This is a genomic window from Luteitalea sp. TBR-22 (genome assembly GCF_016865485.1).
Classification (GTDB): domain Bacteria; phylum Acidobacteriota; class Vicinamibacteria; order Vicinamibacterales; family Vicinamibacteraceae; genus Luteitalea.
Window position 1 is genome coordinate 1,277,936 of the sequence record NZ_AP024452.1, and the last position, 11,839, is coordinate 1,289,774.

General features: G+C 72.0%; 8 protein-coding genes. 7 read left to right on the plus strand and 1 reads right to left on the minus strand.

Features of this window, described 5'->3' with window-relative positions:
- Positions 1–25: 25 nt before the first annotated feature.
- Positions 26–340 carry a winged helix-turn-helix domain-containing protein gene (locus tag TBR22_RS05225; RefSeq protein ID WP_239491904.1) on the minus strand — a complete coding sequence of 105 codons (315 nt, stop codon included), beginning with the start codon at positions 338–340 and terminating at the stop codon, positions 26–28.
- A 189-nt stretch (positions 341–529) separates the two neighbouring features.
- Between TBR22_RS05225 and TBR22_RS05230 the strand changes: the two genes are divergently transcribed.
- The 7 genes from TBR22_RS05230 to TBR22_RS05260 all read left to right on the plus strand — a co-directional run bounded on the left by TBR22_RS05230 (position 530) and on the right by TBR22_RS05260 (position 11,748).
- Positions 530–1,993 (plus strand): NADP-dependent isocitrate dehydrogenase, encoded by a 1,464-nt coding sequence (locus tag TBR22_RS05230; RefSeq protein WP_239491905.1) that lies wholly within the window; start codon positions 530–532, stop codon positions 1,991–1,993.
- Between the two features lie 4 nt (positions 1,994–1,997).
- Positions 1,998–2,729: a hypothetical protein gene (locus tag TBR22_RS05235; protein ID WP_239491906.1), complete on the plus strand. Its 732-nt coding sequence runs from the start codon at positions 1,998–2,000 to the stop codon at positions 2,727–2,729.
- A gap of 90 nt (positions 2,730–2,819) precedes the next feature.
- The gene (locus TBR22_RS05240) at positions 2,820–5,501 is read left to right on the plus strand and encodes an ATP-binding protein (RefSeq protein WP_239491907.1); all 2,682 of its coding nucleotides are present in this window, start codon (positions 2,820–2,822) and stop codon (positions 5,499–5,501) included.
- 87 nt (positions 5,502–5,588) lie between these two features.
- On the plus strand, positions 5,589–6,152 hold the full coding sequence (locus TBR22_RS05245) for a YgaP-like transmembrane domain (protein WP_239491908.1): 564 nt from the start codon (positions 5,589–5,591) through the stop codon (positions 6,150–6,152).
- Positions 6,149–8,338: a 1,4-alpha-glucan branching protein GlgB gene (glgB, locus tag TBR22_RS05250; RefSeq protein WP_239491909.1), complete on the plus strand. Its 2,190-nt coding sequence runs from the start codon at positions 6,149–6,151 to the stop codon at positions 8,336–8,338. Before TBR22_RS05245 ends, glgB begins: the two co-directional genes overlap by 4 nt.
- A 4-nt stretch (positions 8,339–8,342) precedes the next feature.
- Positions 8,343–9,548, plus strand: coding sequence for an ATP-binding protein (locus TBR22_RS05255; RefSeq protein ID WP_239491910.1), 1,206 nt, complete (start codon positions 8,343–8,345; stop codon positions 9,546–9,548).
- 22 nt (positions 9,549–9,570) lie between these two features.
- Positions 9,571–11,748, plus strand: coding sequence for a glycoside hydrolase family 3 C-terminal domain-containing protein (locus TBR22_RS05260; RefSeq protein WP_239491911.1), 2,178 nt, complete (start codon positions 9,571–9,573; stop codon positions 11,746–11,748).
- The last annotated feature ends 91 nt before the right edge of the window (positions 11,749–11,839 follow it).

An 11,839-nucleotide genomic window follows, 5' to 3' on the forward strand; every position in this document is an offset into this window, starting at 1 on the left:
GACGACTACGGGCCCCGGGCGACGGCTACTTCTTCCCGCGCTTCGGTTCCTGCACCAGCTCGATGAGCGACGCCACGGTCCGGTGCTGCTCGATGGGGTGCCGCAGCGGCAGCTCCGGCCGCACGACGTAGTGGTTGCGCCGCCCCTCGCGGGCCCGCGACAGGTAACCTGCCTCTTCCAGTTCCGTGACGATGCGCTGCACGGCGCGCTCGGTGACGCCGACCTGCTCGGCCACCTCGCGGAGGCGCGCCTCCGGGTCGCGCGCCAGGCACAGCAGCACGTGGGCGTGGTTGGTCAGGAACGTCCAGGGAGCCTTGCCGGGCGCCGCAGGCCGGATCATGCCGGCACTGTAGCAGAAAGATGATGCTTGATACATGAAACGTATTTCGTGTATCGTGATTCGCGTATCGTGGTTCCTCCGTGTCCGGGACACCCGGCTGCCCCCGTGGCCGGGCAGGCACGGCGGACCACGATGCGTCCGGCGCCTGGCGGCCCGGGCCGGCATCCACCCAGCTCTCGGAGGTTTCCCGTGTCCTGCAAGACCACCCCGGACGGCGCCACGCGCGTCACCGTGATTCCCGGCGATGGCATCGGTCCCGAAGTCGTCGGCGCCGCGCGCCGCGTCATCGCGGCCACCGGCGTGCGCATCGCCTGGGAGGAGCGCGAGGCGGGCGCGGCGGTGTTCCGCCGCGGCTTGCCGAGCGGCGTGCCCACCGAGACGATCACCTCGATTGCCGACACCCGCGTCGTCCTCAAGGGGCCGCTCGAGACCCCGGTCGGCCACGGCGAGAAGAGCGCCAACGTCACCCTCCGCAAGCTGTTCGAGACGTACGGCAACATCCGGCCGGTGCGCGAGCTCCCGGGGGTGCCGACGCCCTTCAGCGGCCGCGGCATCGACCTGGTGATCGTGCGCGAGAACGTCGAGGACCTCTACGCCGGCATCGAGCACATGCAGACGCCGGGCGTCGCGCAGTGCCTGAAGATCATGTCCCGGAAGGGCTGCGAGAAGATCGTCCGCCTCGCCTTCGAGGTCGCCGTCGCCCAGGGCCGCCGCTCGGTGCACTGCGCCACCAAGGCCAACATCATGAAGCACACCGAGGGCCTGCTGAAGCGGACCTTCGAGGAGATCGCGCCCGAGTATCCCGGCATCGAGGCGCGCCACATCATCGTCGACAACTGCGCGCACCAGCTCGTGCGCGTGCCCGAGCAGTTCGAGGTGATCGTCACCAGCAACATGAACGGCGACATCCTGTCGGACCTCACCTCAGGGCTGATCGGCGGCCTCGGCTTCGCGCCGGGCGCCAACATCGGCAACGACGTCGCCATCTTCGAGGCGGTGCACGGCAGCGCGCCGACCATCGCGGGCACCGACACGGCCAATCCCACCGCGGTGCTGCTCACGTCGGCGATGCTGCTCCGCCACATCGGCGAGTTCGCCGCCGCACAGCAGGTCGAGGATGCGGTGACCTGCACCCTCGAGGACGGCGTCTTCACGCGCGACGTGCAGGCCGACGGCGCGGTGTCGACCACGGCCTTCACCGACGCGGTGATCGCCCGGCTCGGCCGGCAGCCGCGCGCCGCCGCGCCGGCCCGCGAGCACAAGCCGCTGCGGTTGCCGCAGGTCGAGTCGCGCCCGGACTTCGTGGCCGCCGGCCGCCGGCGGGCGATCGGCGCCGACATCTTCGTCGAGGCCGCCGAGACGCCCGAGTCGCTCGGCCGCAGCCTCGAGGCCCTCGCCGAGACCTCGCAACTGCGCCTGAAGATGATCTCCAACCGCGGCACCAAGGTGTATCCGCCCTCGGGAGCGATCACCGACTGCGTGGATCACTGGCGCTGCCGCTTCGTCATGCGCGATGCGAACGCCGACCTGTCCGACGAGGTGCTGTTCGACCTCCTGCACCGCGTCAAGTCCCGCCATCGCTGGATGCACATCGAGAAGCTGAGCGAGTTCGACGGCGCGCTGGGCTACACGCGGGCACAGGGCGAGGACTAGGACCATGGCCGACGAGCGCGATGACGCCCCGCGCGTCGACGGGGTCGGGCGCGAGGCGCCCCGGGTGTACGACATCCGGGCCTGGGCAGCCCGGCCGACGGTGCGCAAGGTGGGCGCGCCGCGCGCGCTGTGGGCCCGGGGGGCGGCCGATCGGCCCCCCACGGTCACCCCGGCGCCGATCACGCCGGTGCGCCACGTCCCGGTGCGGACGGCAGGCGCTCCGGCCGCCGCCCCCGCCCGTCCGGTGGTCCTCATCGGGTGCGCGGAATCACCGGCGCTGGACCGTCTGGCGGCGGGCCTCGGCGCCACATCCGTGCTGAGGAACCTCGGCGGCATCAGCCCGCGGTCACCGCACCCGCGCCTGGCGCCGGGCGTGCTCGAGGAGGCGCTCGAGTCCGCCCTGCACGGGGGACATCCCCTGCACGTGGTCTGCGTCGGGCACCTCGGCTGTCACGCCATCCGCGCGTCGGCGCGGTACGCCGCGACCGGCGGGCATGGAGAGGCGCCCGAGCGGGCGGCGCGGGCCGTGGAGCACCACGTGTTCCTGCAGGTCCACCGCGTGCGCACGTACCTGCGGCGCCGCGGGCGTCACCCCGAGGTGCTCGTGAGCGGCCTGTGGGTGGACGAAGCCACCGGTCACGTGCGGGCCTTCGATCCCACTCGCCGCGCCTTTGCGCCCCTCACCGCCTTCGACCTGCGCCCCTTCGCGGCAGCGATTCCGGCCCGCGCCGACTGACCGGTCGTCGCCCTCGCGCAACCGTCCATGCAGTGCCGGGTCCCCGCCGTGGCAACGCGCCACGGCGGGCTGCCCATATATCCTTGACACGTGCAGAAGCGGGCCCTGGGCCTCAGCGCTGTCGTGTTCGTCGCGTCGGCACTCGCCGCGGCGCTCATGGTGCGGCTCGCACGGGAAGCCGCTGTCGGCATCGTCGTCGCGCTGGGGATGCTGCAGGCCGTCAGCCTGGCCTGGCTGGTATACACGCTGGCCGAAGCGCGCGAGCGGCTCGCCCGGCGGGCGGCCGATGCCGACGCCTCGCGGCGTCGCGAGGAGGCCGGGGCCCGGGAGCTGGCGCGCGAGCTCGAGGCGGAGCGGCGTGACCGGGAGGCCCTCCGCACGAGCGAGCTGCAGTACCGCCGGGTGGTCGAGCAGGTCGAGCAGGTCATCTTCCAGCTCGATGGGGAGGGGCAGTGGACCTTCCTCAATCGTGCGTGGCGCGAGCTCACCGGCTACGACATCGACCGGACCCTGGGCCGTCCGCTGATCGAGTTCCTGCATCCCGACGATCGCCTCACGGTGCAGCAGATGTGCACCGCCCTGCTGACCTGCGAGAAGGACGAGTGCCACCAGGACATGCGGCTGGTCACCCAGCGCGGGGCGGCGTGCTGGGTGGCGGTGCATGCGCGTCCGGTCACCGAGGGCGGCGTGCTCATCGGCGTCGCCGGCACGATGACCGACATCACCGCGCGCCGCCACGTGCAGCAGGAACTCGAGCGGGCGCGCCTCGCCGCCGAGCGGGCCAGTGCCGCCAAGAGCGAGTTCCTCAAGTCGATGAGCCACGAGATGCGCACGCCGCTCAACGGCGTCCTCGGGCTGATGGAACTGCTGTCGGGCACGCCGCTCGACGCGCAGCAGGCGCGCTACGTCGCCGTCGCGCGCGCCTCGGCGACGCACCTGGCCACGCTGATCAACGACATCCTCGATCTCTCGCGCATCGAGGCCGGGTCGCTGACGCTGGAGCGCGTCCTGTTCGACCTGCCCGATCTCGTCGAGAGCTCGCTGGATGCGGTCGCCTCCGAGGCGAACACCAAGAAGCTCCGGCTCTCGTGCACGGTCACCCAGGACGTCCCGACGTGGGTCATCGGCGACCCGGGGCGCCTGCGGCAGGTGCTCGTCAACCTGCTGGCCAACGCCGTCAAGTTCACCGAGCAGGGCGGGGTGCACGTGCAGGCCTCCGCGCAGGTCGACCTGCACACGCGCCGGGCGATGGTCCGCCTCGAGGTGCACGACACCGGCATCGGCATGACCCCCGAGCTGGTCGAGCGCCTGTTCCTGCCCTTCACGCCCGGGGATGCGTCGAACACGCGTCGTCACAGCGGCACCGGCCTGGGCCTCACGATCTGCAAGCGCCTCGTCGATGCGATGGACGGCACCATCGCCGTCCGCAGCGTCGAGCGCGCCGGCGCCACCTTCACGGTCACGCTGCCGATCGAGGTGGCCGATGCCGCGATGGTCGAGACGCAGCGGCAGGGCGACGTCCCCCTGCGCGTCCTCGCCATCGTGCAGGACGAGGTCGAACGGGCCGCGATCGAGCGGCTGCTCGACGGCTGGCGGTTCGATGCCGCCGTGGTCGCCGACTGCGAGACCGCCCTCGGTCACCTGCAGGCGACGACGCCGAGCCGGTGGCGTTTCGGCGTGGTGCTGCTCGATGCCGAGGCGCCCGGCGCCACCAGCCTTGCCGCCCGGCTGCGCGAGATGGCGCCCGAGCCCGGCCTGGTGTGGATCACCCCCGAGGACGGTCGCGTGCCCACCGGCGTGACCGGCGTGCGCGAGCAGATCGTGCGCCCGGTGAAGGGGGCAGCCCTGTTCGACGCGATCATGCAGGCGGTGGTCGGCGCCGGCTCGCCGCCCGAAAGCCTCGACCCACCGGTGTCGGGTCGCCGATTGCGGGTGCTCGTCGCCGAGGACCACGACATCAACCAGATGGTCGTCCGGGAGCTGCTGGTCGGGATGGGCTGCGAGGTCGAACTGGTGGCCGACGGCCAGGCGGCGCTCGACGCCGCAACGGCCCGGCCGCACGAGGTCATCCTCATGGATTGCCAGATGCCGGTGCTCGACGGGCTCGAGGCGACGCGGCGGATTCGGCAGGCGCAGGCCGAGGGACGCGTCGTTCCGGCGCCCCTCATCATCGCGCTCACGGCCAACGCGACGGCCGGGGATCGGCAGGCCTGCCTCGAGGCCGGCATGGACGCCTACCTCACCAAGCCCGTGCGCGGCACCGTCCTGCAGCGCACCCTGCAGCGGTTGACGGGCGGGGAGCATGTGGCCGCCGACGAGGTCGACGCGCCGCCCGCGCCGGCGCACGTCGGTGCCTCGGCCGACCCCGTCGTCGAGTCGCCGCTCGGCGAGGCACCCGACGCGGAGGACATCCTCGATCCTGCGGAGGTGCTGCTGCGATGCAACCACAACGGCGATCTGGGCGCGCGCATGCTCCAGTTGTTCGCCGAGTCCCTGCCCAACGAGCTCGAGGCACTCGAGATGGCCGCCGCGGCCAACGACACCGCGGCGATGGGACGGATCGCGCACAAGATGCGTGGGGCGGCCGCCACGCTCGCGGCGGTCCGCCTGGCCGGGGCGATCACCGGCGTGGAGCTCTTCCTCAAGTACGGCGACGGCGGCCCGCTGTCCGAGTTGCTGGCCGACGTGCGGCACGAGAGCGCGCTGTTCCTCGGCGTGGTGCCGCAGATTGCCCGCCGGCTCACCGAGACCAGCCCCATGCCGCGCGGCTGATCTCGCGCCGGCCGTCTCGCCGGCGGGGCACCTGCCGCAATGCTCGCGATTGACGGGGTTGCTGCAGTCCGATAGCGTGGCCCCGTCATGATCGACGTCACGCCTGCCGTCGAGGTGCTGGGAGCCGTGTGGTGTGTCGACACCACGCGCACGCTGCGCTGCCTGCGTCGCCTTCGCGTGCCGCACCGGTACGTCGACGTCGACGTGCACCTCGAGGCTCTGCAGGAGGTGGTCCGGCTCGCCGGCGGTGCGCGCCGCACGCCCGTGGTGCGCCTGGCCCACCGTGTCCTGGTGGAGCCGTCCAACGCCGACCTCGTGGCGGCCCTCGAAGGCGCGGGGCTGCTGGCGCCCTCCACCGTGCATGCCTTCGAGCACGGGCAGAACGTCGGCGACCTCGAGCGCCTCGTGCGCGTGGCCGGGGCAGGGCTCGCCCTGGCGGCCAGCCGCGGCCTGCCGTGGCCGGCGCGCCTGCCCGTGCGGGTGGCGGCGATCGGCCTGGCCCTGACCGGGGCGCTCGGGTGGTGTCCGGTCTACGATGCGCAGGGCGTGACGTCGGTGGGTGGCCCCGGCGATCACCCCGACGAGGCGGAGCGCGAGCCGTGGTACGCGGCCCTGCGTGCGCCCGCCACGACCCTGGAGTCCCGACCGTGAGCCTTCTCGACCCGTCCCTTCGCGCGATCCTCAATGCGACCCACGGCGATCCGTTCGCCGTGCTCGGTCCACACGTCGAGGGCGGGCGGCTGGTGATCCGCACGTTCCAGCCGCGGGCCTCCGCGGTGGCCGTGCGCCTCGCCGACGAGACCGACGCGCACCCGATGGACGTCCGGCACCCCGACGGCCTCTTCGAGGTCGCGATCGCCGGCCAGTCGACGCTCGTGCCGTACGTGCTGGAGGTCACCGGGCGCGAGGGGGGCGAGGTGACGCGCGTCGAGGATCCGTACCGCTTCGGGCTGCTGCTCGGCGACCTCGATCTCTACCTGCTCGGCGAGGGACGCCACCAGCAACTGCACCGCGCCCTCGGCGCCCATCCGGCGATGGTCGGCCAGGTGGCCGGCACGCGGTTCGCGGTGTGGGCCCCCAACGCGCGCCGCGTCAGCGTCGTCGGCGATTGGAACGCGTGGGATGGCCGCGTGCACCCGATGCGGCAACGCCTCCCGCAGGGCATCTGGGAACTGTTCGTGCCCGGGGTCGGGGCAGGGGCCCGCTACAAGTTCGAGGTGGCGCCGTCGGCTGGCGGTCCGCCGTTCCTCAAGGCCGATCCCTGCGCTGCCGCCTGCGAACTGCCGCCGGCGACCGCCTCGGTCGTGTGCGCCGAGAGCGAATACTCATGGCGCGATGGCGAGTGGATTGCGTCGCGCGCCCTGCGGCGCGAGGCGCTCGACCAGCCGATGGCCATCTACGAGGTGCACCTCGGGTCATGGGCTCGCGGCCCCGCCGGCGAGTTCCTCACCTACCAGCAACTGGCCGACGGCCTCATCGCGCACGTCAAGCGCATGGGCTTCACGCACGTCGAGTTGCTCCCGGTCCTGGAATTCCCCTACGACGGCTCGTGGGGCTACCAGGTGACCGGGTTCTTCGCGCCGACCAGCCGCTTCGGCACGCCCGACGACTTCCGCGCGTTCATCGACGCCCTGCACCAGGCCGGCATCGGCGTCATCCTGGACTGGGTGCCCGGTCACTTCCCCAAGGATGCCCACGGCCTGGCCCGCTTCGACGGCACGGCGCTCTACGAGCACGCCGACCCGCGGCAGGGCGAGCACATGGACTGGGGCACCCTCATCTTCAACTACGGGCGCAACGAGGTCCGCAACTTCCTGCTCGCCAGCGCGCTGGCCTGGATCGAGGACTTCCACATCGACGGCCTGCGCGTCGACGCGGTCGCCTCGATGCTGTACCTCGACTACTCGCGCAAGGAAGGCGAGTGGGTGCCCAACCAGTACGGCGGGCGCGAGAACCTCGACGCCGTCTCGTTCCTGCAGCAGCTCAACACGATCGTCCACGAGAAGCACCCCGGCGTGGTCACCATCGCCGAGGAGTCCACCGCCTGGCCCGGCGTGAGCCGTCCCGTCCACCTCGGTGGGCTCGGCTTCACGTACAAGTGGAACATGGGCTGGATGCACGACATCCTGGCCTACACGTCCAAGGACGCCATCTACCGCCGCTGGGAGCACACGCACCTGACGTTCTCGATGCTGTACGCCTACAACGAGAACTTCATCCTGCCCTTCTCCCACGACGAGGTCGTGCACGGCAAGCGCCACCTGCTCGACAAGATGCCAGGCGACACCTGGCAGAAGTCGGCGAACCTGCGCGCGCTGTACGGCTACATGTTCACGCACCCGGGCAAGAAGCTGCTGTTCCAGGGCAGCGAGTTCGGGCAATGGCGCGAGTGGAACCACGCCGAGTCGCTGCCCTGGTTCCTCCTCGAGCACGCGCCGCACGACGGCATCTTCCGGTTCCTCTGCGACCTGGCGCACCTGTACCGGGCACAGCCGGCCCTCCACCAGCGCGACTACGATCCCTCCGGCTTCCAGTGGATCGACTGCAACGACAACGAGAACAGCGTCATCTCGTTCATCCGGCGCGCCACCGATCCCGAGGACTTCGTCGTCGTGGTCATGAACTTCACGCCGGTGCCGCGCGAGGGGTACGTGGTCGGCGTGCCCCGCGCCGGCGGCTACGTCGAGGTCCTCAACTCCGACGCCCTGGCGTATGGCGGCAGCAACATGGGCAACGGCGGCTTCGTCACCGCGGTGGACACGGCGGCGCACGGGCACGCCCAGTCGCTCTCGGTCACGCTGCCGCCCTTGTGCTGCCTGGTGCTCAAGCCGGCCTGAACCCGTGGACGAACCTCCTGGCGACCGTCGTCCCGTCGACAGGATCGACGATGAGCGCCTGCTCCAACTGCAGAAGCAGGAGGCGCTCGGCCGCCTTGCCGGCGGCATCGCCCACGACTTCAGCAACCTGTTGACGGTCGTCCTGGGCCACTGCGACGCCGCGCGGCAGGCCCTGCCGCGCAACTCCCCGGTGCTCGAGGAACTGCAGGGCATCCGCGAAGCCGCCCAGCAGGCCACCAACCTGTCGCGGCAACTCCTGACCTTCAGCCGCAGGCAGGTCGTCCAGCCCCAGCCGCTGCTGCTCGACGACGTGATCGCCCGCATGACGCCGCTGTTCCGTCGGCTGCTCGGGCCACGCGTCGCCTTCGACGTCGTCAGCCGGCCGGGCCTGCCGAGCGTGCTCGCCGATCCCGGTCAGGTGGAGCAGGTCCTCACCAACCTGGTCGTCAACGCGCGCGACGCGATTGCCGACGCCGGCCGCGTGCGGATCACCTCGTCGCTCGCCGGCGCCTCGGCGGTGGCCGCCGATACGGGCGTCGCGGTCCCCAAGGGCCGCCCGTACGTGTGCCTGTCCATCTACGACAGTGGCGCCGGCATGACCGAGGAAGTGCGGCGCCGCGCCTTCGAGCCGTTCTTCACCACCAAGGCCGACGACCATGGCACCGGCCTGGGCCTGCCCACGGTGCAGGCGATCGTCGCGCAGGCGGGCGGGGCGATGGCCATCGAGTCGGCGCCCGGACACGGCTGCGACGTGCGCGTGTACCTGCCGGCGTTGCCGGCCGCCGATCGGCCGCCCGCGCCGATGCCCGAGCGCGGCCACCTCCCTGGCGGCCACGAGACGATCCTCCTCGTCGAAGATCGCGAGGCGGTCCGGCGTGTCGCCGAGCGCTTCCTCGCCAGGCGTGGCTATCGCGTGATCGAGGCCGAGAGCGCGGAGCACGCGCTCGAGGTTGCCGCGGTCCACGGCGCCGCCATCGACCTGCTGCTGTCGGACGTGGTCCTCGGCGGCATGGACGGCTACTCGCTCGCCCAGGAGCTCACGGCGCGATGGCCCGGCCTGCGCGTGGTGCTGATGTCGGGCTATCCCAGCGAGATGCTCGCCCGCGCGTCCGGCTCCGGACCCGTCTTCCCCTTCGTCGACAAGCCGATCGACTTCCCGACGCTCGCGCAGGTGCTGCGCGAGCAACTGGATCGGCCCGCCCGCCGGTAGTCCCGATCATGGAGCGCCGCTGATGTATGCCCCCTCACGCTCGTTCGCCCTGCGCCTCCTGTGCGCCACCGCCGTCGTGTGCATGGTCCTGCCCCTGCCAGTCGGCGCCCAGCAGGCCCGCACGGAGGCGGCAACGCCGGACCCCTCGCGCCCGTGGTTCGACCCGGACCGGCCCCTGACCGAGCGCGTGCGCGCCCTGGTCGCGGCGATGACGCTCGAGGAGAAGGTGGGCCAGATGGTCGACCAGGCGCCCGCCATTCCCAGGCTCGGGGTGCCGGCCTACGGCTGGTGGAACGAGGCGCTGCACGGCGTGGCGCGGGCCGGCGTCGCCACCGTGTTCCCGCAGGCCATCGGCCTGGCCGCGACGTTCGACGACACGCTGATGCACCGGGTCGCCACGGTGATCAGCGACGAGGCCCGCGCCAAGCACCACGAGGCCATCAGGCAGGGGCAGCACGGCCGTTACCAGGGACTCACGTTCTTCTCGCCCAACATCAACATCTTCCGCGACCCGCGCTGGGGCCGCGGCCACGAGACGTACGGCGAGGACCCGTTGCTGACCGGCCGCATGGGCGTGGCGTTCATCCGCGGCATGCAGGGCGACGATCCCACCTACCTGAAGACCATCGCCACCGCCAAGCACTACGCCGTGCACAGCGGACCCGAGATCTCGCGACACGAGTTCGACGCGAGGCCGACCGCCCGCGACCTCGCCGACACGTACCTGCCGCACTTCGAGCGCGCTGTCCGCGAGGGCCGCGTCGCCTCGGTGATGAGCGCCTACAACGCCGTCGACGGCGTGCCGGTGAGCGCCAATCGCACGCTGATCGGCGACACGCTGCGCACCAGGTGGGGCTTCGACGGCTACGTCGTCACCGACTGCGGCGCCATCTACGACATGTGGAAGACGCACCACTACTCGAAGGACGGCGCCGAGGCGTCGGCGCAGGCCGTGAAGGCCGGCACGGATCTCGAGTGCGGCTCCGACTTCCGGAAGCTCGTCGGCGCCGTGAAGGCCGGCCTGCTCGCCGAGGCCGACATCGACCGGGCGGTGACGCGGCTGTTCACCGCGCGCATGCGGCTCGGGATGTTCGATCCGCCGTCGCGCGTCGCCTACGCGCGCATCCCGTACGAGGTCAACGACTCGGCGGCGCACCGGGCCTTCAATCGCGAGGTGGCGCGCAAGTCGCTCGTCCTGCTGGAGAACGACGGCGTGCTGCCGATCGCCGCCAGCGTCAGGCGCCTGGCGGTGATCGGGCCCACGGCCGACGACCTCGACGCGCTCGTCGGCAACTACAACGGGACGCCGTCGGCGCCCATCACGATCCTGCAGGGGCTGCGCACGGCCGCGACTGCCCGCGGCATCACGGTGACGACCACGCCGGGCAGCGCCGTCACGCGCGGCACGCCGGAGGCGCGTCGGCTCGCCCTGGACGCCGCGAAGGGCAGCGACCTCGTGGTGCTCGTGCTCGGCCTGACCCCCAAGCAGGAGGGCGAGGAAGGCGAGGACAAGAGCAACCCGGGTGGCGACCGCAGCGCCATCGAGTTGCCGGCCGCGCAACTCGCGCTGTTCGACGAGGTCGTCGCCACCGGCACGCCGGTCGTCGTGGTGCTCACGGGCGGCAGCGCGCAGGCGATCCCGACGGTGAAGGCCAGGGCGAGGGCCATCCTTGCGGCGTGGTACCCGGGCGGGGAGGGCGGCGGCGCGGTCGCCGACGTGCTGTTCGGCGACGCCAATCCCGGGGGCCGACTGCCGATCACGTTCTACGCCTCGACGACCGACCTGCCGCGCTTCGACGACTACGCGATGCGCGGACGCACGTACCGCTACTTCGAGGGCACGCCCCTCTGGCCCTTCGGGCACGGCCGGAGCTACACGACCTTCGCCTACGAGCACCTCGGCGTGTCGCGCGGCGCGTCGGGGCCGGTGGCCTCGGTCGTCGTGAAGAACACCGGCACGCGCGAGGGCGACGAGGTGGTGCTCGCCTTCGTCACGCATGCGCAGGTCGACGCCGGCGCCCCACGGCGCACGCTGGCGGCGTTCCGCCGGGTCACGTTGGCCCCGGGCGCCTCGACGCGCGTCGACCTGCCGCTCGACGCCGACGCGCTGTCGATCGTCGACGAGCGCGGCGTGCGCCAGCCGGCGACCGGCACCGTGACGGTGCACGTGGGAACGCTGACGACCACGCTACTGAGGTAGGGCCGCGTCTCCGACCCGGCCGCAATCCACAGCGGCGCGGTCGGAGACCACGCCCTGCCTCATCCGGCATCGCGGCATCGCAGCATTCCCT

What these genes read in the sequence shown, in the direction of transcription:
- TBR22_RS05225 (WP_239491904.1), bottom strand. Translation starts at nt 340, where the DNA reads ATGATCCGGCCTGCGGCGCCCGGCAAGGCTCCCTGGACGTTCCTGACC.
- TBR22_RS05235 (WP_239491906.1), top strand. Translation starts at nt 1,998, where the DNA reads ATGGCCGACGAGCGCGATGACGCCCCGCGCGTCGACGGGGTCGGGCGC.
- TBR22_RS05245 (WP_239491908.1), top strand. Translation starts at nt 5,589, where the DNA reads ATGATCGACGTCACGCCTGCCGTCGAGGTGCTGGGAGCCGTGTGGTGT.
- TBR22_RS05260 (WP_239491911.1), top strand. Translation starts at nt 9,571, where the DNA reads ATGTATGCCCCCTCACGCTCGTTCGCCCTGCGCCTCCTGTGCGCCACC.